Below are 25,393 nucleotides of genomic sequence, written 5' to 3' on the forward strand. Positions count from 1 at the left end.
TTCTCTCCTGTTAAGCAACAAATTTCAGTACGCAGCCGGGCGCAATGGCGTCCGGCACCGGGCCCGCCACGTGGACGGTCCCCGGAAACTCCGCGTCGCGATGGCCGTCAAAGCGCAGGGTGATATGGCCCAGCTCGCGCAGATTTTGCTCGGCAACGTCGCCGACGGCGGTCACCGGGTAGCGCAGCTCGCCAAGCTGCAGCTCTGCACCCGGCTGCAGCGAACCGGCAAGCTCGCCGTGGTTGTGAATAAAGCAATACGCTTCGATATCCGCCGGGGCGCCCTCGCGGAAGGTGATCAGCATTTGCTCTTCCAGCGCCATCGCCGCGCAGGCGCCGATGTGCGTAATGGTGGTCTGGTAAATCACGGTCATGTTCTGGCCCCTCTTACTGGTAAATAAATCCGGAAACGAACCACGCGATCAGCACCGTTGGCGCGCCGGTCAAAAAGCGGCTGACCAGCACCGACGGCACGCCGACGCGCACGGTATCCTGGCGAGCTTCGGCCAGCGACAGGCCAACCGGGATAAAATCGCAGGCGGCCTGGGCGTTAATGGCGAACAGCGCCGGCAGGGCGAGGTGCGGCGGAATATTGCCGAGGCCGATCTGCACGCCGATCAGTACGCCAATCACCTGGGCGATAACCGCGCCGGGGCCGAGAAACGGCGACAGCAGCGGGAAGGAGCAGATCAGCGCCAGGGTCACCAGACCCAGCGGATGGCTGGCGAGCGGCGCCAGGCCATGGGCGATCCAGTCGCCGATGCCGGAGGCCATGATGATGCCGATCAGCGCCGAGACGAAGGCCATAAACGGCAGGATGGTTTTCAGCACCGTATCGATGGTGTCGCGTCCGGCCTGGAACAGCACCGCCACCACCGAGCCCATCCCCATCCCGACCTTCGCCAGTAGGCCATCGCTCTGTTCAGTGATCTTTTTGCTGGCGTCGTAGTCGCGACCCGCGCGGTTGTTCTCCGCCGGTGGCTCGGGAGCTATCGTGCCGCCGGTCGCGATGCGCTGAATGTTCTCCTCCTTGACGCCGGAGACGTAGATATCTTCTGTGATGTACTGGGCCAGCGGCCCCGATTTGCCGGTGGCATGGATATTCACCGTCGGGATGCGGCGCTTGGGATAGAGCCCGCAGCGCAGGGTGCCTCCGCAGTCGATAATCGCCACGCCGATGTCGCTTTCCGCCGGTTCGCCCTCTTTAAAACCGTCCACCGCCTGCCAGCCGGTCAGGCTGGCGATGCGGTCAACGATCGCCGGGCGGGTGCCGGCGGTGATATAGACGATCTTTTTGCCCTCGACGACGTCGAGTTCAAGGGGGCCGCCCCAGCCGCCGGTGCCTTTCTCAATACGAATCCGGGTCATGATGTCGCTCCTGACAGATGCACTTTCTGAGCCAGCTGAATCGCCATTTTTCGCTCGAAAATCGAGGTGGTCAGGTCGGTAACCCAGCCGCGGAAGAAGTTGGTCACCAGCCCGACCAGCAGATAGCTCACCGCCAGCGGACCGAGCGGCAGGCCGAGGGTGGTGAGGCCGTTGGCGATGCCGAGATAGACGAACAGTTCGCCGGGGTTGATATGCGGAAACAGACCGTTCATTGAGTGGCAGCTATAGGACGCCGCCGCGTAATAGCTGGGCTTGTACTTCTCTGGCATAAAGCGGCCCAGGCTCAGGGTCATCGGGTTACAAAACACAAAGGTACCGATGCAGGGCAACAGCAGGTAGCGGGAGATCGGGTTCCCGGCGCAGCGCTGCGCCAGTTTTTCGATCCGCTGCTGGCCAATAAAGTTGATCAGCGCGTTCATGATCACCAGCAGACTGATCAGCAAGGGGAGGATCCCGGTCACCATGCCGGTAAACACCTCGCCGCCTTTCTGAAACAGGCCGATAAACCACTCCGCGCCGTGGGTCACGACGTCAATCATTGTTCTCTCCTTCAGCATGTTATTTTTCTTGCTAACTGCAGGCTGATTTTAATCATTTTGAAAGGTTTTAAAGTGTTAAATGGATCGCAAAATGAAAGATAAATATTTTATTTTGAAAGATTGGCGCTGAGAGGATGAAATAACGAGGGGCATGACAGCATGCAGGGAAGGGGTCGGTGAAGGACTATTTTGTCTACAAACGGATTGTCGCTTTCTTGTTGGTCGTCGCATGCTTTACCATAATTATCCCTTGCTGAATTTGTTAAACGGAATTCCCATGTTGAAGCGTCGCTCTCTGGCTTTATTTCCCCTTTGTGTGCTCCTCGCTGCCTGCAGCAGCAAACCCAAGACTCCCGCGGAAACGGAGATGGCGAGTGGAACCGGCGGCTTTTTGCTGGAACCGCAGCATAACGTGATGCAGATGGGCGGCGACTTCGCCAACAACCCGGCGGCGGCGCAGTTCATCGATAAGATGGTGGCGAAGCACGGCTTCGACAGGCAGCAGCTGCAGGAGATCCTGTCGCAGGCGAAGCGTCTGGACTACGTTCTGCGGCTGATGGATCGTCAGGCGCCGACCGGCTTGCCGCCGACCGGGCCAACCGGCGCCTGGCTGCGCTACAAGAAACAGTTTATTACCCCGGATAACGTGCAGAACGGCGTGGTGTTCTGGAATCAATATCAGGACGCGCTCAACCGCGCTTATCAGGTCTACGGCGTGCCGCCGGAAATCATTGTCGGTATTATCGGCGTGGAGACCCGTTGGGGACGGGTGATGGGCAAAACCCGCATCCTCGACGCGCTGGCGACCCTGTCGTTTAGCTATCCGCGCCGCGCCGAATACTTCTCCTCCGAGCTGGAAACCTTCCTGCTGATGGCGCGCAGCGAAAGCGACGACCCGCTGGATCTGAAAGGCTCTTTCGCCGGGGCGATGGGGTACGGCCAGTTTATGCCGTCGTCCTATAAGCAATACGCGGTGGACTTTAACGGCGACGGCCATATCAACCTGTGGGACCCGGTGGATGCTATCGGCAGCGTGGCCAACTACTTCAAACAGCACGGCTGGGTGAGCGGCGATCTGGTGGCGGTGCAGGCGCTGGGCCAGGCGCCGGGGCTGGAGAATGGTTTCAAAACCAAATACAGCGTGTCGCAGCTGTCGGCGGCGGGATTAACTCCGACCCAGCCGCTGGGCAACCATCAGCAGGCCAGTCTGCTGCGCCTGGACGTCGGCACCGGCTATGAGTACTGGTACGGGTTGCCGAACTTCTACACCATCACTCGCTACAATCACAGCACCCACTACGCCATGGCCGTCTGGCAGCTTGGCCTGGCGGTTTCTCAGGCCCGCGGCGGTTATTAATACTGTCATCGGCTGACAGTATCCGAGCCTCCCCGGATAACGGCGCGTAGCGCCTTATCCGGGCGACGGTCTGTTATCTGGTTGGTGGCCCCGTAAGCGCAGCGCGACCGGGGGGGGTCCCGGAAAGGCCGCGCTTATCCTGCTGTTTCTTCCCGTCGGCATGCTTCCTGTCTACCTTTGTTACATTTCCGCTCACCGACGCTGATTTACAATCTAATTTCGCCCCTGTATTGTTATGTTATAACATTTAATAAAAGGGGTAAGGATATGTTCGCATCGGTTTTTATGGCATCCGGCGCGGCGCGCCTGGCCATCGCTGGAACGCTGCTGGCGGCGCTATGGCTGGCGACCTGGTGGGCGGTGACGCTGCCATGATTGAACTGGAACAACTGGTAACCGGCTATGGCGGGGCGGCGATCACCCCTCCGCTGAGCGGGATGATATGTCCCGGCAGCCTGACGGCAATCGTTGGTCTCAATGGCTGCGGAAAATCGACCCTGCTGAAAACCCTCGCCGGGTTTCTTCCGCCGGTCAGCGGCCGCCTGCGCTGGCAGGGAAAGCGGCCGGTGATTGGCTGGCTGGCACAGCGCCATGCCCTCGAGTCACAGTTTCCTCTCAACGTGCAGGATGTGGTGAGTCAGGGCGCATGGCCCGGCGTGTCGCTGCTGCGCGGTCTGAGCGGCGATACCCGGCGACGCATCGGCGCGGTGCTGGAGCGGGTCGGGCTGGCGAGCCTGGCGAAAACCCCGATCGAAGCGCTCTCCGGCGGCCAGTTTCAGCGCATGCTGTTTGCCCGGGTGATGGTGCAGCGGGCGCCGCTGGTGATGCTCGACGAGCCCTTCACGGGTATCGATGAAGCGACCAGTCGCGAACTGATGGAGCTGATCCTCGACATGCACCGGCAGGGGCAAACCATCCTGGCGGTGCTGCATGATAACCAGCGGGTAGCCGACTTTTTTCCGGAGACGCTGCTTTTAACCCGCCAGCGCGCCTGCTGGGGTGCCACCCGGGCGGTTCTCCCGGCCTTCAGCCAGGCGAGGTCAGCATGATCTGGCACACCTTCTTTCAACCTTTTATTGAATTCGGCTTTATGCGCCGGGCGCTGGTGGTCTGCCTGGCGTTGTCGCTAAGCACCACCATGCTGGGCGTCTTCCTGTTGCTGCGGCGCATGAGCTTGATGGGCGACGCGCTGTCGCACGCCATTCTCCCCGGCGTGGCGGTGGGCTATCTGCTGAGCGGCATGTCGCTGCTGGCCATGACCGTGGGCGGCTTTGTCGCCGGCATCGCGGTCGCGCTGGTGGCGGGATGGGTGAGTCGGCGGACGCCGTTAAAAGAGGACGCCAGCTTTGCTGGATTTTATCTGGGATCGCTGGCGCTGGGCGTCACTCTGGTGTCGCTGCGCGGCTCCAGCGTCGACCTGCTGCATCTGCTGTTTGGCTCCATTCTGGCGGTGGATCGTGACGCGGCGCTGTTTGTCAGCGGCGTCGCCAGCCTGACGCTGTTGTGCATCGCGCTGTGCTACCGCGGTCTGGTCAGCGAGGCGTTCGACAGTGCCTGGCTGCAGGTGAATAACCGCCGGCTGCCCGCGGTGCTGCATGGGCTTTTTCTGGCGCTGCTGGTGCTTAACCTGGTGGCGGGATTTCAGGTGCTCGGCACGCTGATGGCGGTAGGGGTGATGATGCTTCCGGCGGTTGCCGCGCGCTGCTGGGCGCGAACGCTGCCGGGCATCCTGCTGCTGGCGGCGCTCTCCGGCGCGCTCTGCGCCTGGCTGGGTTTGAGTCTCTCCTGGGCGGCCAGTCTTCCCGCCGGGCCCGCCATCGTGCTGACCGCCAGCGCGCTGTTTTTTATTTCGCTGTTTTTTGGCACGCGCAGCCGACTGCTGGTCGGCTGGCGCAAATTGATGGGGTAAGGAAATGATGAAACGTAGTGCAATAGTGGTCGCGCTGGCCTTCGGCCTGATGGCGCAGGGGGCGATGGCGAAAACGCTGAATGTGGTAAGCAGTTTTTCAGTGCTGGGTGATATGGTGCAGCAGGTTGGCGGGGAGCATGTCCATGTGGATACCCTGGTCGGCCCGGATGGCGATCCGCACACCTTCGAGCCGTCGCCGAAGGATAGCGCGCTGCTCAGCAAGGCCGACGTGGTGGTGGTTAACGGCCTGGGACTGGAAGGCTGGCTGGATCGCCTGATTAAGGCCTCTGGTTTTAAGGGCGAGTTGGTGGTGGCGTCGAAGGGCGTCAAGACCCATACCCTCGATGAAGACGGCAAAACGGTGACCGATCCCCACGCCTGGAACAGCGCAGCGAACGGCGCATTGTATGCGCAGAATATCCTCGATGGTCTGGTGAAAGCCGACCCGGAAGATAAAGCGGCGTTGACCAGCAGCGGCAAGCGCTATATCGACCAGCTGACGGCCCTCGACGGCTGGGCGAAAGGGCAGTTCAGCGCCATTCCGCTGGCCAAGCGCAAGGTCCTGACCAGCCATGACGCTTTCGGCTATTTTGGCCGCGCTTATCACGTAACCTTCCTCGCGCCGCAGGGGCTCTCTTCAGAGAGCGAGGCCAGCGCGGCGCAGGTGGCGGCGCTGATTAAGCAAATCAACGCGGACGGCGTCCATACCTGGTTTATGGAGAACCAGCTTGACCCGCGGCTGGTGAAGCAGATTGCCAGCGCCACCGGCGCGCAGCCCGGCGGAGAACTCTATCCTGAGGCGCTCTCCGCCCCGGGGGGCGTCGCGGATAGCTATGTCAAAATGATGCGTCATAACGTGGCGCTGATCGCCGCCAGCATGAAGTAAGCGTGCGATTTCTCATCCCGGCGCCGCCGGGATGATTCATTTTGGATGTCCCCTCGTAAATTCCACACCTCGTCCCCATATCTCTGTGGAAAGTGCTATCTTTGATGGCCTCTTTATCCGGAGCAAAGCGGGGCGATAATGACCGATTCAGAATTAATGCAGCTAAGCGAGAAGGTCGGCCGGGCGCTGCAGGCGCAGGGCGCGACGGTGACCACGGCGGAATCCTGCACCGGTGGCTGGATAGCGAAAGCCATCACCGATATTGCCGGCAGCTCAGCGTGGTTTGAACGCGGTTTTGTGACTTACAGCAACGAGGCCAAATCGCAAATGATCGGCGTCAGCGAAGCGACGCTGCGGGACAACGGCGCGGTGAGCGAACCGGTGGTGGTGGAGATGGCGATCGGCGCGTTGCGCGCCGCGCGCGCGGACTATGCCATCTCGGTTAGCGGCGTCGCCGGGCCGGATGGCGGCAGCGACGAAAAGCCGGTCGGGACGGTGTGGTTTGGCATCGCCAGCGTTAGCGGGCAAGGGGTGACGCGGCGGGAATGCTTTGCCGGAGACCGCGAAGCGGTACGTCGTCAGGCGACGGCCTACGCGCTCAATCTGCTCTGGCAACAATTTCTACAAAAGACTTGATACTGTATGACTATACAGTATAATTGCCTCAACTGAACAAATATTAACGGCGAAGCGAACACGCTTCACCCTGCATGATTAGGAGTAACAATGGCGATCGACGAAAACAAACAGAAAGCGTTGGCGGCTGCACTGGGCCAGATCGAAAAGCAATTCGGTAAAGGCTCCATCATGCGCCTGGGTGAAGACCGTTCTATGGACGTAGAAACCATCTCCACCGGCTCGCTTTCTCTGGATATCGCGCTGGGCGCCGGCGGTCTGCCAATGGGCCGTATCGTCGAGATCTACGGGCCGGAATCCTCCGGTAAAACCACCCTGACGCTGCAGGTTATCGCCGCAGCGCAGCGCGAAGGTAAAACCTGTGCGTTCATCGATGCGGAACACGCGCTGGATCCGGTCTATGCGCGCAAGCTGGGCGTGGATATCGACAACCTGCTGTGTTCTCAGCCGGATACCGGCGAGCAGGCGCTGGAAATCTGTGACGCGCTGGCGCGCTCCGGCGCGGTTGACGTTATCGTCGTCGACTCCGTCGCGGCGCTGACGCCGAAAGCGGAAATCGAAGGCGAAATCGGCGACTCTCACATGGGCCTCGCGGCGCGTATGATGAGCCAGGCGATGCGTAAACTGGCGGGTAACCTGAAGCAGTCCAACACGCTGCTGATCTTTATCAACCAGATCCGTATGAAAATCGGCGTGATGTTCGGTAACCCGGAAACCACCACCGGCGGTAATGCGCTGAAGTTCTACGCCTCCGTGCGTCTGGATATCCGTCGCATCGGCGCGGTGAAAGAGGGCGACAACGTCGTCGGTAGCGAAACCCGCGTCAAAGTGGTGAAGAACAAGATTGCGGCGCCGTTCAAACAGGCTGAATTCCAGATCCTCTACGGCGAAGGCATCAACTTCTTCGGCGAGCTGGTTGACCTCGGCGTGAAAGAGAAGCTGATTGAGAAAGCGGGCGCCTGGTACAGCTACAACGGCGACAAAATTGGTCAGGGCAAAGCGAACGCTATCACCTGGCTGAAAGAGAACCCGGCGGCGGCGAAAGAGATTGAGAAGAAAGTGCGCGAACTGCTGCTCAACAACCAGGACTCTACGCCGGACTTCGCCGTTGACGGCAACGATGCAGAAGAAACGGAACAAGATTTCTGATATCGTCTAACAGAGTGATAAAGGGCTGCTTATGCGGCCCTTTTGCTTTTCTTAGATTATTGAGGTGCCTGTGACTGAACCTTCATCACGCCGCTCCGGCTACGCCCGCCTGCTGGACCGCGCTATCCGCATTCTGGCGATGCGCGACCACAGCGAACAGGAGCTGCGGCGCAAACTGGCTGCTCCGGTAATGAGCAAAAACGGCCCCGAGGCGCTGGACGTCACCCCTGAAGAGCTGGAGCAGGTGGTTGCCTGGTGTATCGAAAACCGTTATCTCGACGATAATCGTTTTGTCGGCCAGTTCATCGCCAGCCGGAGCCGCAAAGGCTATGGCCCCGCGCGCATTCGTCAGGAGCTCAGCCAGAAAGGCATTGCGCGCCAGGCCGTGGAGCAGGCGATGCGCGAATGCGATATCGACTGGGTGAGCCTTGCCAGGGCGCAGGCGCAGCGTAAATACGGTGAACCGTTACCCTCCGCCTTTGCTGAAAAAGTGAAAATCCAGAGATTCCTGCTGTACCGTGGCTACCTGATGGAAGATATCCAGGAAATCTGGCGAAATTTTGCAGATTGACCCATCCGGGATTTTACTTCGCCGTAAAGAAAACTTATCTTATTCCCACTTTATTCCGTCGGGCCGCTGGTTGTGACAGTGCAGGCAGCGTCCTGGGCGATTATTCCTTTACACAAAATCATTCAAGCTGCATCAGGGCGGCAAGAGAGACTATCTTCCGCAACGCACGTCAGTTCGGTGCCGGAAGAGCAAGCGCAGCCAGGACAGAGGCGACTTGAAGGATGACGTGTAGCTTGATTTCAGGATAATTATGAGCAAGAGCACCGCTGAGATCCGTCAGGCGTTTCTCGACTTTTTCCATAGCAAGGGACATCAGGTAGTTGCCAGCAGCTCCCTGGTGCCGCACAACGATCCGACCCTGCTGTTTACCAACGCAGGGATGAACCAGTTCAAGGATGTCTTCCTTGGTCTCGACAAACGTAATTATTCGCGTGCGACCACCGCGCAGCGTTGCGTGCGTGCGGGTGGTAAACACAACGATCTGGAAAACGTCGGTTACACCGCGCGTCACCACACCTTCTTTGAAATGCTGGGCAACTTTAGCTTCGGCGACTACTTCAAGCAGGATGCCATCAAATACGCGTGGGAGCTGCTGACCGGTGAGAACTGGTTCGCGCTGCCGAAAGAGAAGCTGTGGGTCACCGTTTACGAGACCGATGACGAAGCATACGACATCTGGGCCAATGAAGTAGGCGTCCCGCGCGAGCGAATCATCCGCATCGGCGACAACAAAGGCGCGCCGTTTGCTTCAGACAACTTCTGGCAGATGGGCGACACCGGTCCGTGCGGTCCGTGCACCGAGATTTTCTTCGACCATGGCGATCACATCTGGGGCGGCCCTCCGGGAAGTCCGGAAGAAGACGGCGACCGCTACATTGAGATCTGGAACATCGTCTTCATGCAGTTCAACCGTCAGGCTGACGGTACCATGGAGCCGCTGCCGAAGCCGTCCGTCGACACCGGTATGGGCCTGGAGCGTATTGCCGCGGTGCTGCAGCACGTTAACTCAAACTATGACATCGACCTGTTCCGCGATCTGATCGCCAGCGTGGCGAAAGTCACCGGCGCCACCGATCTGACGAACAAGTCGCTGCGCGTTATTGCCGACCACATTCGCTCCTGCGCCTTCCTGATCGCTGACGGCGTAATCCCGTCGAATGAAAACCGCGGCTATGTGCTGCGCCGCATCATTCGCCGCGCGATCCGTCACGGCAACATGCTGGGCGCGAAGGATACCTTCTTCTGGAAACTGGTTGCCCCGCTGATCGCCGTGATGGGCTCCGCCGGCGAAGAACTGAAGCAGCAGCAGGCTCAGGTTGAGCAGGTGCTGAAAACCGAAGAAGAGCAGTTCGCCCGTACTCTGGAGCGCGGACTGGCGCTGCTGGATGAAGAGCTGTCGAAGCTGAAAGGCGACACCCTGGATGGCGAAACCGCCTTCCGTCTGTACGACACCTACGGCTTCCCGGTCGACCTGACCGCGGACGTCTGCCGCGAGCGCAACATCAAGGTTGACGAAGCCGGCTTTGAGGCCGCCATGGAAGAGCAGCGCCGTCGCGCGCGCGAGTCCAGCGGTTTCGGCGCTGACTATAACGCGATGATCCGCGTTGACGGCGCCTCTGAATTTAAAGGTTACGATCATCTGGAGCTGAACGGCAAAGTGACTGCGCTGTTCATCGATGGCAAAGCGGTGGATAGCGTCAGCGCGGGTCAGGAAGCGGTAGTGATCCTCGACCAGACCCCGTTCTATGCGGAGTCCGGCGGCCAGGTGGGCGATAAAGGCGAACTGAAAGGCGCGGGCTTCTCCTTCGCGGTCAGCGACACGCAGAAGTACGGCCAGGCCATTGGTCATATCGGTAAAGTCGCCAGCGGCTCCCTGAAAGTGGGCGACGCGGTGCAGGCCGATGTGGACGAGGCTCGCCGTCAGCGTATCCGCCTGAACCACTCCGCGACGCACCTGATGCACGCGGCGCTGCGCCAGGTGCTCGGCACCCATGTGGCGCAGAAAGGCTCGCTGGTCAACGATAAAGCGCTGCGCTTTGACTTCTCGCATTTCGAAGCGATGAAGCCGGAAGAGATTCGTGCAGTGGAAGATCTGGTCAACGCGCAGATCCGTCGTAACCTGGCTATCGAAACCAACATTATGGATATCGATGCCGCGCGCGCATCCGGCGCGATGGCGCTGTTCGGCGAGAAATACGATGACCGCGTCCGCGTGCTGCGGATGGGCGACTTCTCCACCGAACTGTGCGGCGGGACTCACGCGGCGCGTACCGGTGATATCGGCCTGTTCCGTATCACGTCTGAGTCCGGTACCGCCGCTGGCGTGCGCCGTATCGAAGCGGTGACCGGTGAGGGCGCGATGGCCATGCTGCACGCGCAGAGCGATCAGCTCAGCGATATCGCACAGCTGCTGAAGGGCGACAGCCACAATCTCGGCGAGAAAGTTCGCGCCGCGCTGGAGCGTACCCGTCAGCTGGAAAAAGAGCTGCAGCAGCTGAAAGAGCAGGCTGCGGCGCAGGAGAGCGCAAACCTCTCCAGCAAAGCGGAAGAGATTAACGGCGTTAAGCTGCTGGTCAGCGAGCTGGCCGGCGTGGAGCCGAAGATGCTGCGCACCATGGTTGACGATCTGAAGAACCAGCTGGGTTCGACGGTTGTGGTGTTGGCTACGGTCGCAGACGGTAAAGTTTCCCTGATTGCCGGTGTGTCTAAGGATGTGACAGATCGCGTCAAGGCTGGGGAGCTGGTTGGTATGGTCGCTCAGCAGGTGGGCGGTAAAGGGGGCGGTCGTCCGGATATGGCGCAGGCCGGTGGTACCGATGCGTCTGCTCTCCCTGCAGCGTTAGCCAGTGTGAAAGGCTGGGTCAGCGCAAAACTGTAATAACTATAAACGCATATACCCTAAATAATTCGAGTTGCAGGAAGGCGGCGACACAGCGAATCCCCAGGAGCTTACTCAAGTAAGTGACTGGGGTGAGCGAGGAAAACCAACACACATGCAACTTGAAGTATGGCGGGTTTAGGTGCCGTAACCTCAGGGAAATGGCACCTTGCGCGAGAAACACCGATAACGATAAAGTCGGGTTGAAATTGTGTATATCGGCTAAACTTAGGTTTAACAGAATGTGATGCCATGACTGCTTATACCGTAAGGTATTTGTCATTGCTTACTTTTTGGCGTTATATGATGGATAATGCCGGGATACGAGAGACCCGACTCTTTTAATCTTTCAAGGAGCAAAGAATGCTGATTCTGACTCGTCGAGTTGGTGAGACCCTCATGATTGGAGATGAGGTCACTGTGACAGTTTTAGGGGTGAAGGGTAACCAGGTTCGTATTGGCGTAAACGCCCCTAAAGAAGTATCTGTACACCGTGAAGAGATCTACCAGCGTATTCAGGCTGAAAAATCCCAGCAGTCCAGTTACTAAGGTTTCCGCGCCTCGCTGTTCAGTGAGGCGCATCACTTATCGCCGCTTTTTCCCTTTTTCTGTTTCTTCCCCCTGCACCATACCGCTTTTCATTACCCTTTGCCGCTTTGGTTGTTTGACATTATGCCAGCGTCAGGGCTGATTTCCTGTTGATAAATTGCCCTTTTTGCCGTTTTTGCACGCGAATTGCGTGCGAAGTGTGCAAACGAAAAAAGGTCTCGAAAAAGTGTTTGACTTATAAGTACCAGAAAGTAATATGTGCGCCATCGCAGCGACGAAGAGCAGAAACAAGTTCTTCGAAGCACTCGAAAGAGGCGTGTGTGGTGAGGTGGCCGAGAGGCTGAAGGCGCTCCCCTGCTAAGGGAGTATGCGGTCAAAAGCTGCATCCGGGGTTCGAATCCCCGCCTCACCGCCATTTTGCATCCGTAGCTCAGCTGGATAGAGTACTCGGCTACGAACCGAGCGGTCGGAGGTTCGAATCCTCCCGGATGCACCATCTTCTTTCTGAATTAAGAGGGAAGCGCGCTGTGAAAGCAGCGGCCCGCAGTGCGAGGCATAATCGAGTCACTCTACCGATTAGGCCGTCATACTCAGTGTGGCATGTGTTAGTTGTGACACTGACGCGTAGTAAAGCAAGTTTCCCGATGCATCCGTAGCTCAGCTGGATAGAGTACTCGGCTACGAACCGAGCGGTCGGAGGTTCGAATCCTCCCGGATGCACCATTCTTTAATAAGAATGGCAAATCGCGAAATTTGATATCAGAATTACAGCAGTAATCCCGATGCATCCGTAGCTCAGCTGGATAGAGTACTCGGCTACGAACCGAGCGGTCGGAGGTTCGAATCCTCCCGGATGCACCATATTCTCCTTAGTAACAGCAACATTGTTGTTATCTGGTTTGCGAAACCATCGTAAGTGCCAGGAGAGTAACCCCGCAGTAAAATAGCTTTCCCGATGCATCCGTAGCTCAGCTGGATAGAGTACTCGGCTACGAACCGAGCGGTCGGAGGTTCGAATCCTCCCGGATGCACCATATTCTCCTTAATAACAGCGACGATGTTGTTTTATGGTCTGCGAAATCATCGCCAGCACCAGGGAGGATAACGTTGCGTAAGCAACGGCCCGAAGGGTGAGGCGAAGCCGAATCATCCTCCCGGATGTACCATATTCTCCTCAGTAACAACGACGATGTTGTTACATAGGCTGCGAAATTATCGCAGCACCCGTTCTGAATGCATCATCTTCACTCTTCTCTCACCATCCCGATAACCGCGTTTCCCATCGCCAGTTTCATCCTGACTTTTTTATTGGCAAGCCGCGCTTTCCACTATAATTTATCCTTGTATATCAGCGTTATCAGGCTGAGATAAATGCAAGGAGAGAAATCCATGAAATGGTTCAAAGCAATACCTGCTTTTTGCGCAACGCTGCTGGTGGCGACGGCCCTCGCTGGCTGTGCGGGATCGGCTACAAAGGAGAGTACGGGCGGCTATATTGACGATACCGTGGTGACCACCAAGGTAAAAACGGCGCTCTTTAACGATAAAGACATCAAGTCCTCTGAAATCAGCGTCCAGACCTTTAAAGGCCGCGTCCAACTGAGCGGATTTGTCTCCTCCGCGGAAAGCGCTAAACGGGCGGTGGAAGTCACCCGTCGGGTGCAGGGCGTGCGAATGGTCGAAAACGATCTGCGAATTAAATAAGGCCGCCTATCCGGTCTGATGCCTGAAGGCGCCTGTGGGCGCCTTTGTCGTCTGCGCCGCTGGCCGCGACAACGACCGGCTTTTGCGTTACAGTAACCATTCATTAACCGGTTGGTGAGAAGACGATGTACGAAGGTTACGCAGGACTGATCTTTGATATGGATGGCACTATCCTCGATACCGAGCCGACCCATCGTCAGGCATGGAATGAGGTGCTGGGCCGCTACGGTATGCGTTTCGACGAACAGGCGATGGTTGCCCTCAATGGCTCACCGACCTGGCGGATTGCCCAGGCGATTATTGAACTCAACCAGGCGGATCTCGATCCACATCGCCTGGCGCAGGAAAAAACCCTGGCCGTTAAGGCGATGCTGCTGGACAGCGTACGTCCATTGCCGCTGATCGAGGTGGTCAAGGCGTGGCACGGCCGTCGCCCGATGTCGGTCGGCACCGGTAGCGAAAGCGCCGTCGCCGAAGCGCTGCTGGCGCACCTGGGCCTGCGTCATTACTTCTCCGCGGTGGTGGCGGCCGATCATGTGGTCAACCATAAACCCGCGCCCGATACCTTCCTGCTGTGTGCCGAGCGCATGGGCGTCGCGCCGGAAAAATGCGTGGTCTTCGAAGATGCCGACTTTGGTCTGCAAGCGGCGAAGCGCGCGGGAATGGACGCTGTAGACGTGCGTTTGCTGTGAGCGACGCGCTGTCACTCCTCTCGCTGTTTGCCAGTAGCTTTTTAAGCGCCACGCTGCTTCCCGGCAATTCGGAGGTCGTGCTGGTTGCGATGCTTCTAACGGGGGTTAGTCATCCGTGGTGGTTAGTATTAATAGCAACAATCGGCAATAGCCTTGGAGGGGTAACTAACGTTATTCTGGGGCGCCTGTTTCCGCTGCGTAAAACCTCGCGCTGGCAGGAGCGGGCGGCCGGCTGGCTTAAGCGCTACGGCGCGGTTACGCTGTTGCTGAGCTGGGCGCCGGTTGTCGGCGATTTACTGTGTTTGCTGGCGGGATGGATGCGCATTTCCTGGGGACCGGTACTCTTTTTCTTATGCCTTGGAAAGGCGCTGCGCTATATCGTCATTGCAGCAGCGACGCTTCAGGGCATGACGTGGTGGCACTAATTGGACTGACAGTTCATCCATTACAATTATGCTTATTCAAACGATTTCGACAGGCGGGAGGTCAAATTGATCCCGGACGTATCACAGGCGCTGGCCTGGCTGGAAAAACATCCGCAGGCTCTGCAGGGTATTCAACGTGGTCTGGAGCGGGAAACGCTGCGCGTGAACGCAGACGGCACCCTTGCAACGACCGGTCACCCTCCGGCGTTAGGCTCAGCGCTGACGCATAAATGGATTACCACCGATTTTGCCGAAGCTTTACTCGAGTTTATTACGCCGGTGGACGGCGATATTGAGCATATGCTGACCTTTATGCGCGATGTCCATCGCTATACCGCGCGTCAGCTTGGCGACGAGCGGATGTGGCCGCTGAGTATGCCATGCTATATCGCCCCCGGTCAGGATATTGAGCTGGCGCAGTACGGCACCTCTAACGTGGGGCGCCTGAAAACGCTATATCGCGAGGGGCTGAAGAACCGCTATGGCGCGCTGATGCAGACTATCTCCGGCGTGCACTATAACTTCTCCCTACCGATGGCCTTCTGGCAGGCTAAATGTGGTGTGGAAGACGCTGAGAGTGGTAAAGAGGCCATTTCGGCGGGCTATTTCCGCTCAATTCGTAACTACTATCGCTTTGGCTGGGTGATCCCCTATCTGTTCGGCGCCTCGCCGGCGATTTGCGCTTCGTTCCTGCAAGGAAAGCCGACGACGCTGCCCTTTGAGGAGACGGGCAACGGCATGTATTACTTGCCGTACGCCACCTCGCTGCGCCTCAGCGACCTTGGTTATACCAATAAGTCGCAAAGCAATCTCGGAATTACGTTTAACGATCTGCACGAGTATGTGGCAGGATTGAAGCGCGCGATTAAAACGCCGTCGGAAGAGTACGCCAAAATCGGGCTGGAAAAAGACGGTAAGTATCTGCAGATCAACAGCAATATCCTGCAGATTGAAAACGAACTCTATGCGCCGATCCGCCCGAAACGCGTCACCCGTCGGGGCGAAACCCCGTCCGATGCGCTGTTGCGCGGTGGTATTGAGTATATCGAAGTGCGTTCGCTGGATATCAATCCGTTCTCGCCGATCGGCGTTGACGCCCAGCAGGTGCGTTTCCTCGACCTGTTTATGGTTTGGTGCGCGCTGGCCGACGCGCCGGAGATGAGCAGCGATGAGCTGCTGTGCACCCGCACCAACTGGAATCGGGTGATTCTGGAAGGGCGTAAGCCGGGCTTAACGTTGGGCATCGGCTGCGAAAGCGCGCAGTTCCCGCTGGCGCAGGTGGGTAAAGATCTGTTCCGCGATTTACGCCGTGTAGCGCAGACGCTGGACAGCATTCACGGCGGCGAGGCCTATCAACAGGTCTGCGATGAGCTGCTGGCCTGTTTTGACGATCCGGAATTAACCTTCTCAGCCCGCATTCTGCGTTCTATGATTGAAGAAGGGATTGGTGGAACCGGCCGTGCGCTGGCCGATCGTTACCGGACCCAGCTGCGTGAAGAGCCGCTGGAGATCCTGAGCGAAGAAGATTTCATCGCCGAGCGCGACGCGTCGGTGGCGCGACAGAAGAAAATAGAAGCGGAAGACAGCGAGCCGTTTGAGGCGCTGTTGGCGCGGCACGCGTAGCGGTCGAAGCGCTGGAAAAGAAAAAGGCCACATCACTGTGGCCAAACTTTCATCTCTGATTCAGGGATGATGATGATAATAAATGCGCGTCTTTCATATACTGAGACTCGCGGCTGAACAAAGAGTTCATTTTATTTTAAAAAAATTCACTCCCGGAGGTGACGAATGCCGTTGTTAGATAGTTTCACAGTCGACCATACCCGAATGGAAGCCCCAGCGGTGCGTGTCGCGAAGAAAATGAACACGCCGCATGGCGATGAAATCACCGTATTCGATCTGCGCTTCTGCGTGCCGAACCAGGAAGTGATGCCGGAGCGCGGTATCCACACCCTCGAGCACCTGTTCGCCGGCTTTATGCGCGATCACCTGAACGGGAATGGCGTGGAAATTATCGACATTTCGCCGATGGGCTGCCGCACCGGGTTCTATATGAGCCTGATTGGTACGCCGGACGAGCAGCGCGTCGCCGACGCCTGGAAAGCGGCGATGGCCGACGTGCTGAAGGTGAAAGATCAGAACCAGATCCCGGAGCTGAACGTCTACCAGTGCGGGACCTACACCATGCACTCGCTGGAAGAGGCGCAGGAGATCGCTCGTCATATCATCGAGCGCGATGTGCGCATCAACAGCAACGACGAACTGGCGTTGCCGAAAGAAAAACTGCAGGAACTGCACATCTAGTGCTTCCGCCGCGGCCCGACGCCTGTCGCCGGGCCGCTTTCCCGACGCCGCCATGACGACGACCACCACCTTCTCCTTTCAGCACCGCCCGCTGGTGCCCTTTGCCCATGATTATGCTCACGGTGACCAGGAAGACTGGCATCAGCATGACTGCGCCCAGCTGCTGCATATTTTAAGCGGCGTGGTGCGGGTGGCGACGCCGGCAGGCTACTGGGTGGTGCCGCCCGGACGCGGCGTCTGGCTGCCGGCGGGAACGCCGCACGCGCTGCGCATGACCGGCAACGTGGCGGCGCGAACGCTGTTTATCGATCCGCTGGCGCGCGCCGATCTTCCGGCGGGCTGCCAGATCGTACAGATCACGCCCCTGCTGCGGGAACTGATTGTCTCCTCCCTGGCGCTGGCCGAGCGTTATGCCCCCGCCAGCCGCGACGAACGGATTTATGAGCTGATCCTCGATGAGATCCGCGGGATGGCGATCCTGCCGTTTGGCCTGCCGGAGCCGCAAAGCGAAACGCTGCGCCGGCTGTGCCAGCAGGTGCGCGAGGCGCCGGGCGACGTCTGGAGCAGCAGCCAGGCGGCGAAGGCGTGCAGCATGAGCGAGCGAACCCTGAACCGCCATTTTCAGCGGCAGACTAGCCTGACGTGGCGCGAGTGGGTGCGCCGGGCGAAGCTAATGGAAGCGCTGATTCGCCTGGCGCAGGGCCACTCCGTGCTGCGGGTGGCGCTGGAGCTGGGCTACGGCAGCCACAGCGCCTTCAGCGCCATGTTTCGTCGGGTGATGGGCGTCGCCCCCAGCGACTATTTTCGTCCCCCGGCCTGATCGGCGGCGCTGAGCGCATTGCACAGCGCCTGCAGCGAGGCGCGCGCCACGTCATTATCGATACCCACGCCCCAGTAGCTTTCTCCTTGCGGAAAAACGCAGCGGATATAGGCCACCGACCGGCTGTCGCTGCGCGCGCCGAGGGTATGCTCATGATAGTCCTTGATCATAAACGGTTGCCGAAACAGCGCGCTGAGGCCGCTGGCTGCGGCGGAGAGCAGGCCGTTGCCCTGGCCCTGCAGGCGTCGGGTTTCGCCGTGGTGACGCAGCGTTGCCTGCAGGGAAAGCTGGCCATTCTGCTGGCTGGCGCTCTGATAATCGATCAGCGTCAGCGCAGACTGCGTCTGCAGCCCGTAGCGCGTGCGGAACAGCTGCCACAGCGCATGGTGGGTCATCTCTTTGCCGTCGCTATCGGTGGCCTGCTGAACGTGCTGGCTGAAGTCCTGCTGCAGCCCGCGGGGCAGCTTCAGGCCATGATTTTGTTCGATAAGCCAGGCGCTGCCGCTTTTCCCCGACTGGCTGTTGACACGGATCACCGCCTCATAGCTGCAGCCAATATCCTGCGGGTCAATCGGCAGATAGGGCATCCGCCACGGGTCGCCAGGCTGACGGGCATCAAATCCTTTTTTGATCGCATCCTGATGAGAGCCGGAGAAGGCGGTGTAAGCCAGACTTCCCGCCCACGGGTGGCGCGGGTGAACGGGGATCTGATTGCAGTTTTCCACCACTTCCACCACCCGGTTCATCTGCTCGAAGCGAAGCTCAGGGTCGATGCCCTGGCTGTAGAGATTCATCGCCAGCGTCACCAGACAGACATTGCCGGTGCGTTCGCCGTTGCCAAACAGGCAGCCTTCCACCCGGTCGGCACCGGCCATCACCGCCAGCTCGGCGCTGGCGACGCCGGTGCCGCGGTCATTGTGCGGATGCACGCTGATGCAGACTTCGCCGCGGCGGGAGAAGTGGCGGCAAAAATATTCGATCTGATCGGCATAGACATTCGGGGTGTTGACTTCCACCGTCGCCGGCAGATTGACGATCATCGGTCGCTCGGCGCAGGGCTGCCAGACATCCGCCACCGCTTCGCAAATCTCAAGCGCAAACTCGGGCTCGGTGAAGCAGAAGGTTTCAGGCGAATATTCATATTGCCAGCGGGTCTCTGGCTGCTGTTCGCACTGCTGACGGATAAGCCGGGTGGCGCGGGTCGCGAGGGCGATCACCTCGGCCTTGTCCATGCCGAAAACCAGCTCGCGGAACAGCGGCGCGGTGGCATTGTAGAGGTGGACGGTGGCCCGGCGGGCGCCGCGCAGCGCCTCAAAGGTGCGCAGGATCAGCGGGTCTCGCGCCTGGGTCAGCACCTGGATAGTGACATCCTCCGGGATGCGCTGTTCGTCAATCAGCTGGCGGACAAAGTTGAAGTCGGTTTGTGAAGCGGAAGGGAAGGCGACCTCAATCTCTTTAAAGCCGCACTCCAGCAGCAGATCCCAGAACTGCAGTTTGCGGGCGCTGTCCATGGGCTCGGCCAGCGCCTGGTTGCCGTCGCGCAGGTCAGTCGACAGCCAGCGTGGGGCGTGGCTGATTTGCCGGTCAGGCCAGCGGCGGTCGGGAAGAGCGATCGGCGGATAGGGTCGGTACTTTTCAGCAGGATGGCTCAGCATAGTGTTCTCCTTAATGGTCAGCCTTTATCCTGCCCGAGCGCCGGCGGGCGGGCTTTCGCAAACGAGACAGAAACTAGCGAGAACTGGACAACCTGAAGGCGTAAAAAAGGGACCCGCAGGTCCCTTAATGTGAGGCTTAGTGCGCGCCGCCGCCGCCGCCGCCGGCGCTGAACGGGGGTCTGGCGAACCACACCAGTCCCAACAGCAGGATGAAAATGGCCGCTGAGATCCAGAAGATTTCGTTGGCGGAGATAATCAGCCCCTGGTTGGTTATCTGCTGTGCTATCCAGCCGGACGCCTGTTGCTGCGTCATTCCCATCCCCTGCAGCTGATCGTAGATCTGCTGCGCGTTGGGGTTGAACGGCGTCACCGATTCGGTGAGCTGCGCATGGTGCAGCGCCTCGCGGTTGGTCCACAGGGTGGTGGTGATCGAGGTACCGATGGAGCCAGCAAGGGTACGGGTGAAGTTCGACAAGCTCGACGCCGCCGCCAGCCGCTCCGGCGGCAGGCCGGAAAGGGTGATGGTGGTCAACGGCATGAAGAAGCAGGCCACCGCGAAGCCCTGGATAAACTGCGGCCACGCCGAGGCGCCAAAGTCCATCCCCGGTTCGAAGGTCCAGGCGCGCCAGTAGAAGCAGACGGCGTACATGATAAAGCTGAAGGTGACCAGCCGCCGCATATCGAGCTTATGCGCAAAGCGGCCGATAATCGGCGACAGAATGACCGGGATCACCCCCACCGGCGCTGACGCCAGGCCGGCCCAGGTCGCAGTGTAGCCGTAGACCTCCTGCAACAGCTGCGGCAGCAGCACGATGGCCCCGAAGTAGAGCATGTAGGCCAGGCTGATGCAGAGGCAGCCGATGGTGAAGTTGCGCGACTTAAACAGCGACAGATCGACAATCGGGTTATCGTCGGTCAGCTCCCAGACGATCAGGAAGCTTATCGCCACCACCGCCACGATGGTCAGAATGATAATTTCATTGGAGGAGAACCAGTCCAGCTCTTTGCCCCGGTCCAGCATCACCTGCAGACTACCGATACCGATGATCAGCAGCGCCAGGCCGACGCCGTCGATACGCCGCTGTTCGGTTTTGGTTTCCCGGTTGCGCAGGGTCTGCAGGGTCATCAGCACCACCGCCACGCCAATGGGCACGTTGATAAAGAAGATCCATCCCCAGTGGTAGTTATCGCTGATATAGCCGCCGAGGATCGGGCCGCAGATGGGAGCGACGATCACCGTCATCGACCACAGCGCCAGGGCGATAGAGCGTTTCGCCGGCGGATAGTTGCTGAGCAACAGACTTTGCGACAGCGGGATCAGCGGCCCGGCAACAATCCCCTGAATGACGCGGAAGAAGATCAGCATCGTCAGGCTGTTGGAGACGCCGCAGGCCCAGGAGGCGATGGCGAAAGCGGTGGTGGACCACAGGAACAGCTTCACCTCGCCCACGCGCTTGGCCAGCCATCCGGTGATCGGAATGGAGATGGCGTTAGCGACCCCGAACGAAGTGATGACCCAGGTCCCCTGGCTCAGCGATGAGCCAAGGTTACCGGCGATGGTCGGGATCGCCACGTTGGCGATAGTGGAATCCAGCACCTGCATGAACGTCGCGAGCGACAGCGCAATGGTCATGATGACCAGCTGCGCGCCTTCCAGCGGTTTTTGCTGTTGCATTACACTCACCCCGAATTATCCGGCGTTGGCCTGAATGATCTCGTCTATCAGCTTATTGACCGGATCGAGAGCGATTTCGCGGGCGTTGCTCTCGTAGACCGGGGAGCTCCGCACCTGGCTTGCCAGCATTTCGCCATCGCGATCGGTGGTGTTAACTTCTACCAACGTCGAGAGGCCGATGCGCAGCGGGTGTTCCGCCAGCTGTTTTTCATCCAGTTCGATGCGGACCGGCAGACGCTGTACCACTTTGATCCAGTTACCGGTGGCGTTCTGCGCCGGCAGCAGGGAGAAGGCGCTCCCGGTCCCCATATCCAGACCAACCACCTTGCCGGTGTATTTCACGTCATCGCCATAGATGTCGCTGATCACCGTGGCCGGCTGGCCAATGCGCATATGCGCCAGCTGGGTCTCTTTAAAGTTAGCGTCGATCCACAGGTTAGTTGCCGGAACCACCGCCATCAGCGGCGTGGTGGTGCCGATCTGCGCGCCAGGCTGTACCGAGCGACGGGAAACGTAGCCGCTAATCGGGCTGACGATCTGCGTACGCTGCAGGGCCAGCCAGGCGTTACGCACTTCGGTCGCCGCCTGCAGCACCGCCGGCTGCTGTTCGAGTTTGGTACCCAGCACGATCGCCTGGTTGGCGTTGTACTGCTGGATGGCCACGTCAAGCTCGGCCTGCGTGCTGGCGACGGTGTCGCGGGCGTGCTGCAGCTCTTCGCGGCCGATGAGGTTCGCCGCGCCCAGCGGGATACGGCGGTTCAGGTCAGCCTGCGCCTGGGCGAGGGCGGTCTTTTTGACGTCAATATTCGCCTGCAGCTGCTTGCTGTTGATCATCTGCTGACGGGTTTGACGCACGCTGGCGGCCAGCTGCGTCTTGGCTTTCTCAAACGCCTGTTGGGCATCGGTCTGATCGAGGGTGACCAGCGGATCGCCTTTCTGCACGTAGTCCGTGTTGTCAGCCCAGACTTTGGTCACGCTGCCCGAGACCTGGGCCATAATTTGTACCTGGTTCCCTGCCACGTAGGCATCGTCGGTCTCTTCGTAGTGACGCAGTACCAGAAACCAGTAAATCCCATATGCCACGGCAATAATAATGAAGAGCAATGTCAGCAACAGAAGGGCGCCTTTACGCTTCCCTTTTTTGCTGCCTGGTTGCTGCGGGGTTTGGCTCTCCGCATTTGCGCTCATGTTATTCTCCACGATCTTATTATTTCACATCGGCTGAGCCGACCTGTTTATCAGAAAGGCCAGCAGAGATCTGCTGGCCTGGCTGTTTTCCTTGCAACGTAAAAATGGGCTGAGCGACGCCGCCCTTAGCGTAGAGAGTCCGCCAGCACGCCTTCTTCTTCCATCTGGTCAAGGCGGCTCAGGAGTTTGCGGGTAATATGTTCGAGCTGATCTTTTTCGCTGGTGCTGAGTGAAGACCACAGCTGATGCAGGCAGTTATGCTGAGGCGGCAGGACTTCACGCAAAAACTGATGGCCCTTTTCGGTCAGCTGCAGATGCAGACAGCGACGATCGTTATCGCTCTCGCGGCGTTCAATCCAGCCGCGTTTTTCCAGTTCATCAGCGATACGGGTGGCGTTGGTACGCGACGAGCCCAGCGCACAGCTCAGCTCGGACGGCTGAATGCTGTGGTTTTCCTGCGACTCCAGCGTAATCAGCGCCATAAATAATGTCTCGTTAATTCCCTGCGCTTTGAGCATTTTATTGCGATTTTCCAGCAGCTTACCTTGCATATGCATGCAAAGACGAGTTAACAGAATCTCCTGGAACGGGAAATCTTCATGGCGGCTGGCGCGGAACTTGAGCATTTGCTCAATGGGAGTAAACGAACTATCCATTTGGGTATGACCTCATTAATTACAGCCGATATAATAACTATTGTGACAAATAAATCAAATGAATTATTGACCAAAATTGATACGTAAAGCTTAGAGCCCGCTGGCGATTTTCCAGGCCAGACCGTAGGCCAACGCCGACAGGAGGGTCGGGATAATAATGCTGCGGGTTTTCCAGAAGGCGCCCCCCAGCACCAGGAAGCCGATCAGCGTCGGCGCCAGACGATGGGCATCGGCGAGGATCTCCGGCACGCTGGAGACCACCAGCAGCGCGCAAATCGAGGCGATGCCGATGGTATCCAGCAGCACGCTGACCGGGCCACGGCGGGCAGGCCGGGCATGGCCCGCGCGCAGACGCAGGGGAAGATAGCGAAACAGATAGTTCACGCCGCCGACAATCACCCCGAGCAGAAGGACCTCACTGTTCATCCGGCATCCCCTTCAGCATGGCCTGGACCAGCGCCGTCAGACACCCGCAAACAATCCCGGCAAGGATCGCCGCCGGAATGGAAAATAACAGAATGCCACCCAGGGCGCCCGCCAGCGCCGCGGTGACGCACAGGGATTGCTGGCGCTGGAAAGAGGCCAGCAGGAAGCTCATAAACAGCGCCGGCAGCATAAAGCCGAGCGCGGCTTCCACCGCCGGATAGTCCACCAGCAAACCGTTGCCGGACCAGGCGCCGGCCAGCGTGCCGCACACCCAGGATGCCCACGAGGTGAACGCGAGACCGAGCATCCAGTTTTCGCTCCAGCGGCGGTGGTCGCGAACCAGCCTGGCGGTGGCGGCGGCGAAAACCTCATCGGTCAGGCCGAAGGCCCAGAGGGCGGTTTTCTTTTTGTTCAGCGCGGTATGAATGCGGCTGCGCAGCGAGGGTCCATACAGCACGTGGCGTACGTCCATCGCCATCACCGTCAGGGCGGCGACCCACAGCGAACTGCCGGCGGCCAGCATGGCGGTGATCACAAACTGGCTGGCGCCGGCGTAAATGATGCAGGAGAAAAACAGGCTTTCCAGCGGGGTGAAACCCAGCCGGGTGGCATTGAGTCCGAAGGCGAATGCCACCGGAAGGTAGCTGATGACGATGGGGAGACTGTCTTTAATGCCTTCGCCGACGGTGGCGACACGTTCAGATAAGGCACAGGTTAAGGGCGCGGGGTTTTCCATATGAATAACTTATCGCTGGATCCATGTGAAGGTGGCAAATTGACCGATGTCCCCACCTTAACAGAGCGCGACGCGCCTTAACACTATGAAAATGCCCGCAATCCGCTTTTCCCTGACCCAGACGGGATGAAAGGCGGGGAAGGGGGCCCGGATAAGGCGTCGGGCCTTATCCGGGAGCGGGTTACTGCTGCGCGGCGAGGGCGGCTTTCACCCAGCTGTCGAACAGCGGCTGGTGGGCCTTGATCCAGCCATCAACATGACCGTTAATGTCGGCTTCAGAAGCATGGCCGTCGTGCATCATCGCATTCTCGGCATTGATGTCGGCGATCGGCAGCTTCATGACGCTAAACAGAGTGGCGGCGGCCGGGTTTTTCTCCGCCCAGGCTTTGTTGGCGACAATGTGCATGGTGTTGACCGGGAATCCATAGTTGGCGCCATTGGCCAGTTTGGTATCGATGTTTTTCTGCTCGCCCGGCAGGGAGGAGAACGGCACCTGCAGCCAGACGACGTCTTTGCCAGGCTTCAGCACGTCGCTAACCCAGTACGGCGTCCAGGTGTAGTAGAGCACCGGTTTACCCTCTTTATAACGGGCGATGGTGTCGGCCATCATCGCCGCGTAGTTGCCCTGGTTATGGGTGACGGTTTTGCTCAGGCCATAGGCGTCAATCTGGTGGTTAATCACCGCTTCGCAGCCCCAGCCAGGGGTGCAGCCGGTGAGGTCCGCTTTGCCGTCGTTGTTGGTATCAAACAGTTTGGCGATCTGCGGATCTTTGAGCTGATCGATGGAGGTGATGTGGTACTGCTCGGCGGTTTTTTTGTCGATCAGATAGCCCTGGGCGGCACCTGAGACGTATACCCCCTTGCGGTAAAATTTGTTATCACCGCCCGCCGCGGCGTACATGTCATCGTGCAGCGGCTGCCAGTTGGTGGCGATGAAGGTGGTATCCCCAGCGGCAATCGAGGTATAGGCAACGTTATAGTCCACTTCGCTCGGTTTCTCGACGGTGTAGCCAAGCTTCTCCAGCGCGCGGCTGACCAGCAGGGTCTGGAAGCTCTCTTCGGAGATGGTGCTCTGGGCCGGCTTGACGGTAATGCCTTTGCCCGGCAGGTCGGCGGCGAAGGCGCTGGTGGCGATCAGGGTGGCAAAGGCGGCGGTGGCCATCATCGTGCTATGTCGCATGGTGGTTCCTCTTATTGTTTAACGGGAAGGGCGGCCCCCCGGCATCGGCTGGTGCCGGGGAGCGGCGCTG

At 59.0% G+C, this 25,393-nt stretch carries 25 protein-coding genes and 5 tRNA genes; 20 read left to right on the forward strand and 10 right to left on the reverse strand.

The window, feature by feature from the left end:
* Window positions 1-10: 10 nt before the first annotated feature.
* From srlB to GT756_RS14760, 3 genes are read right to left on the reverse strand one after another with little or no spacing between them, the layout of a single operon-like run.
* On the reverse strand, window positions 11-373 hold the full coding sequence (gene srlB / locus GT756_RS14750; protein ID WP_004205674.1) for a PTS glucitol/sorbitol transporter subunit IIA: 363 nt from the start codon (window positions 371-373) through the stop codon (window positions 11-13).
* A 13-nt stretch (window positions 374-386) separates the two neighbouring features.
* Window positions 387-1,367 (reverse strand): PTS glucitol/sorbitol transporter subunit IIB, encoded by a 981-nt coding sequence (locus GT756_RS14755; RefSeq protein ID WP_004205675.1) that lies wholly within the window; start codon window positions 1,365-1,367, stop codon window positions 387-389.
* Window positions 1,364-1,927, reverse strand: coding sequence for a PTS glucitol/sorbitol transporter subunit IIC (locus tag GT756_RS14760; RefSeq protein WP_004205677.1), 564 nt, complete (start codon window positions 1,925-1,927; stop codon window positions 1,364-1,366). The genes GT756_RS14755 and GT756_RS14760 overlap by 4 nt, the downstream gene beginning before the upstream one ends.
* A 277-nt stretch (window positions 1,928-2,204) precedes the next feature.
* Here GT756_RS14760 and mltB point away from each other — a divergent pair, with 277 nt between their 5' ends.
* The 20 genes from mltB to GT756_RS14865 all read left to right on the forward strand — a co-directional run bounded on the left by mltB (window position 2,205) and on the right by GT756_RS14865 (window position 17,807).
* Window positions 2,205-3,284: a lytic murein transglycosylase B gene (gene mltB, locus GT756_RS14765; protein WP_135699172.1), complete on the forward strand. Its 1,080-nt coding sequence runs from the start codon at window positions 2,205-2,207 to the stop codon at window positions 3,282-3,284.
* Between the two features lie 338 nt (window positions 3,285-3,622).
* A complete protein-coding gene (locus GT756_RS14775) occupies window positions 3,623-4,333 on the forward strand; it encodes a metal ABC transporter ATP-binding protein (RefSeq protein ID WP_072140381.1) in 711 nt (236 codons plus the stop codon).
* Complete coding sequence (locus GT756_RS14780) at window positions 4,330-5,193, forward strand: metal ABC transporter permease (RefSeq protein ID WP_004205682.1); 864 nt, start codon at window positions 4,330-4,332, stop codon at window positions 5,191-5,193. Before GT756_RS14775 ends, GT756_RS14780 begins: the two co-directional genes overlap by 4 nt.
* A gap of 7 nt (window positions 5,194-5,200) precedes the next feature.
* A complete protein-coding gene (locus tag GT756_RS14785; RefSeq protein ID WP_004205683.1) occupies window positions 5,201-6,079 on the forward strand; it encodes a metal ABC transporter substrate-binding protein in 879 nt (292 codons plus the stop codon).
* 138 nt (window positions 6,080-6,217) lie between these two features.
* On the forward strand, window positions 6,218-6,715 hold the full coding sequence (gene pncC / locus GT756_RS14790) for a nicotinamide-nucleotide amidase (protein ID WP_160124865.1): 498 nt from the start codon (window positions 6,218-6,220) through the stop codon (window positions 6,713-6,715).
* Between the two features lie 90 nt (window positions 6,716-6,805).
* The gene (gene recA, locus GT756_RS14795; RefSeq protein ID WP_004205686.1) at window positions 6,806-7,864 is read left to right on the forward strand and encodes a recombinase RecA; all 1,059 of its coding nucleotides are present in this window, start codon (window positions 6,806-6,808) and stop codon (window positions 7,862-7,864) included.
* Window positions 7,865-7,934: 70 nt separating this feature from the next.
* Window positions 7,935-8,435 (forward strand): recombination regulator RecX, encoded by a 501-nt coding sequence (gene recX, locus GT756_RS14800; protein ID WP_004205687.1) that lies wholly within the window; start codon window positions 7,935-7,937, stop codon window positions 8,433-8,435.
* Window positions 8,436-8,685: 250 nt separating this feature from the next.
* The gene (alaS, locus tag GT756_RS14805) at window positions 8,686-11,313 is read left to right on the forward strand and encodes an alanine--tRNA ligase (RefSeq protein WP_048325458.1); all 2,628 of its coding nucleotides are present in this window, start codon (window positions 8,686-8,688) and stop codon (window positions 11,311-11,313) included.
* A gap of 363 nt (window positions 11,314-11,676) precedes the next feature.
* Window positions 11,677-11,862 (forward strand): carbon storage regulator CsrA, encoded by a 186-nt coding sequence (gene csrA / locus GT756_RS14810; RefSeq protein WP_000906486.1) that lies wholly within the window; start codon window positions 11,677-11,679, stop codon window positions 11,860-11,862.
* A gap of 322 nt (window positions 11,863-12,184) precedes the next feature.
* Window positions 12,185-12,277 (forward strand) — tRNA-Ser (locus GT756_RS14815).
* 4 nt (window positions 12,278-12,281) lie between these two features.
* Window positions 12,282-12,358: transfer RNA gene (locus tag GT756_RS14820), tRNA-Arg, on the forward strand.
* Between the two features lie 150 nt (window positions 12,359-12,508).
* Window positions 12,509-12,585 (forward strand) — tRNA-Arg (locus tag GT756_RS14825).
* Between the two features lie 61 nt (window positions 12,586-12,646).
* Window positions 12,647-12,723, forward strand: a tRNA-Arg gene (locus tag GT756_RS14830).
* A gap of 96 nt (window positions 12,724-12,819) precedes the next feature.
* Window positions 12,820-12,896, forward strand: a tRNA-Arg gene (locus tag GT756_RS14835).
* 355 nt (window positions 12,897-13,251) lie between these two features.
* The gene (locus GT756_RS14840) at window positions 13,252-13,566 is read left to right on the forward strand and encodes a BON domain-containing protein (RefSeq protein ID WP_004205689.1); all 315 of its coding nucleotides are present in this window, start codon (window positions 13,252-13,254) and stop codon (window positions 13,564-13,566) included.
* Window positions 13,567-13,691: 125 nt separating this feature from the next.
* Window positions 13,692-14,258: a fructose-1-phosphate/6-phosphogluconate phosphatase gene (yqaB, locus tag GT756_RS14845; protein ID WP_004205690.1), complete on the forward strand. Its 567-nt coding sequence runs from the start codon at window positions 13,692-13,694 to the stop codon at window positions 14,256-14,258.
* Window positions 14,255-14,683: a YqaA family protein gene (locus GT756_RS14850; protein ID WP_023290761.1), complete on the forward strand. Its 429-nt coding sequence runs from the start codon at window positions 14,255-14,257 to the stop codon at window positions 14,681-14,683. Before yqaB ends, GT756_RS14850 begins: the two co-directional genes overlap by 4 nt.
* Before the next feature lie 66 nt (window positions 14,684-14,749).
* A complete protein-coding gene (gene gshA, locus GT756_RS14855) occupies window positions 14,750-16,306 on the forward strand; it encodes a glutamate--cysteine ligase (protein WP_004205693.1) in 1,557 nt (518 codons plus the stop codon).
* Window positions 16,307-16,471: 165 nt separating this feature from the next.
* Window positions 16,472-16,987 carry an S-ribosylhomocysteine lyase gene (gene luxS, locus GT756_RS14860; protein WP_004205694.1) on the forward strand — a complete coding sequence of 172 codons (516 nt, stop codon included), beginning with the start codon at window positions 16,472-16,474 and terminating at the stop codon, window positions 16,985-16,987.
* A 52-nt stretch (window positions 16,988-17,039) separates the two neighbouring features.
* The gene (locus tag GT756_RS14865; protein WP_109882480.1) at window positions 17,040-17,807 is read left to right on the forward strand and encodes a helix-turn-helix transcriptional regulator; all 768 of its coding nucleotides are present in this window, start codon (window positions 17,040-17,042) and stop codon (window positions 17,805-17,807) included.
* On the opposite strand, the gene leuA is transcribed toward GT756_RS14865, so the two are convergent.
* The 7 genes from leuA to proX form a co-directional block, all read right to left on the reverse strand.
* Entirely contained in the window at window positions 17,786-19,462 is a 1,677-nt protein-coding gene (leuA, locus tag GT756_RS14870) for a 2-isopropylmalate synthase (protein ID WP_160124866.1), read from the reverse strand. The two genes, GT756_RS14865 and leuA, sit on opposite strands and share 22 nt — an antisense overlap.
* Window positions 19,463-19,598: 136 nt before the next feature.
* Complete coding sequence (gene emrB, locus GT756_RS14875) at window positions 19,599-21,137, reverse strand: multidrug efflux MFS transporter permease subunit EmrB (protein WP_002914342.1); 1,539 nt, start codon at window positions 21,135-21,137, stop codon at window positions 19,599-19,601.
* Window positions 21,138-21,152: 15 nt separating this feature from the next.
* Window positions 21,153-22,325 carry a multidrug efflux MFS transporter periplasmic adaptor subunit EmrA gene (gene emrA / locus GT756_RS14880; protein WP_160124867.1) on the reverse strand — a complete coding sequence of 391 codons (1,173 nt, stop codon included), beginning with the start codon at window positions 22,323-22,325 and terminating at the stop codon, window positions 21,153-21,155.
* Between the two features lie 125 nt (window positions 22,326-22,450).
* A complete protein-coding gene (gene mprA, locus GT756_RS14885) occupies window positions 22,451-22,981 on the reverse strand; it encodes a transcriptional repressor MprA (RefSeq protein ID WP_002914337.1) in 531 nt (176 codons plus the stop codon).
* A gap of 90 nt (window positions 22,982-23,071) precedes the next feature.
* A complete protein-coding gene (gene ygaH, locus GT756_RS14890; protein WP_004205699.1) occupies window positions 23,072-23,407 on the reverse strand; it encodes an L-valine transporter subunit YgaH in 336 nt (111 codons plus the stop codon).
* Window positions 23,397-24,143 carry an AzlC family ABC transporter permease gene (locus tag GT756_RS14895; RefSeq protein WP_017900616.1) on the reverse strand — a complete coding sequence of 249 codons (747 nt, stop codon included), beginning with the start codon at window positions 24,141-24,143 and terminating at the stop codon, window positions 23,397-23,399. The genes ygaH and GT756_RS14895 overlap by 11 nt, the downstream gene beginning before the upstream one ends.
* Window positions 24,144-24,324: 181 nt before the next feature.
* Entirely contained in the window at window positions 24,325-25,323 is a 999-nt protein-coding gene (gene proX / locus GT756_RS14900) for a glycine betaine/L-proline ABC transporter substrate-binding protein ProX (RefSeq protein WP_017900617.1), read from the reverse strand.
* Window positions 25,324-25,393 lie beyond the last annotated feature (70 nt).

Source organism: Klebsiella sp. Q2, from assembly GCF_009900705.1.
In the GTDB taxonomy this organism is placed as follows: Bacteria; Pseudomonadota; Gammaproteobacteria; order Enterobacterales; family Enterobacteriaceae; genus Klebsiella; species Klebsiella quasipneumoniae.

Coding starts and splice junctions, on each gene's coding strand:
- leuA (WP_160124866.1), bottom strand. CDS start 19,462: ATGCTGAGCCATCCTGCTGAAAAGTACCGACCCTATCCGCCGATCGCT.
- luxS (WP_004205694.1), top strand. CDS start 16,472: ATGCCGTTGTTAGATAGTTTCACAGTCGACCATACCCGAATGGAAGCC.
- yqaB (WP_004205690.1), top strand. CDS start 13,692: ATGTACGAAGGTTACGCAGGACTGATCTTTGATATGGATGGCACTATC.
- GT756_RS14785 (WP_004205683.1), top strand. CDS start 5,201: ATGAAACGTAGTGCAATAGTGGTCGCGCTGGCCTTCGGCCTGATGGCG.
- csrA (WP_000906486.1), top strand. CDS start 11,677: ATGCTGATTCTGACTCGTCGAGTTGGTGAGACCCTCATGATTGGAGAT.
- GT756_RS14895 (WP_017900616.1), bottom strand. CDS start 24,143: ATGGAAAACCCCGCGCCCTTAACCTGTGCCTTATCTGAACGTGTCGCC.
- GT756_RS14775 (WP_072140381.1), top strand. CDS start 3,623: ATGGCTGGCGACCTGGTGGGCGGTGACGCTGCCATGATTGAACTGGAA.
- GT756_RS14755 (WP_004205675.1), bottom strand. CDS start 1,367: ATGACCCGGATTCGTATTGAGAAAGGCACCGGCGGCTGGGGCGGCCCC.
- emrB (WP_002914342.1), bottom strand. CDS start 21,137: ATGCAACAGCAAAAACCGCTGGAAGGCGCGCAGCTGGTCATCATGACC.
- alaS (WP_048325458.1), top strand. CDS start 8,686: ATGAGCAAGAGCACCGCTGAGATCCGTCAGGCGTTTCTCGACTTTTTC.
- emrA (WP_160124867.1), bottom strand. CDS start 22,325: ATGAGCGCAAATGCGGAGAGCCAAACCCCGCAGCAACCAGGCAGCAAA.
- GT756_RS14865 (WP_109882480.1), top strand. CDS start 17,040: ATGACGACGACCACCACCTTCTCCTTTCAGCACCGCCCGCTGGTGCCC.
- pncC (WP_160124865.1), top strand. CDS start 6,218: ATGACCGATTCAGAATTAATGCAGCTAAGCGAGAAGGTCGGCCGGGCG.
- ygaH (WP_004205699.1), bottom strand. CDS start 23,407: ATGAACAGTGAGGTCCTTCTGCTCGGGGTGATTGTCGGCGGCGTGAAC.
- GT756_RS14840 (WP_004205689.1), top strand. CDS start 13,252: ATGAAATGGTTCAAAGCAATACCTGCTTTTTGCGCAACGCTGCTGGTG.
- srlB (WP_004205674.1), bottom strand. CDS start 373: ATGACCGTGATTTACCAGACCACCATTACGCACATCGGCGCCTGCGCG.
- mprA (WP_002914337.1), bottom strand. CDS start 22,981: ATGGATAGTTCGTTTACTCCCATTGAGCAAATGCTCAAGTTCCGCGCC.
- recA (WP_004205686.1), top strand. CDS start 6,806: ATGGCGATCGACGAAAACAAACAGAAAGCGTTGGCGGCTGCACTGGGC.
- mltB (WP_135699172.1), top strand. CDS start 2,205: ATGTTGAAGCGTCGCTCTCTGGCTTTATTTCCCCTTTGTGTGCTCCTC.
- GT756_RS14760 (WP_004205677.1), bottom strand. CDS start 1,927: ATGATTGACGTCGTGACCCACGGCGCGGAGTGGTTTATCGGCCTGTTT.
- GT756_RS14780 (WP_004205682.1), top strand. CDS start 4,330: ATGATCTGGCACACCTTCTTTCAACCTTTTATTGAATTCGGCTTTATG.
- proX (WP_017900617.1), bottom strand. CDS start 25,323: ATGCGACATAGCACGATGATGGCCACCGCCGCCTTTGCCACCCTGATC.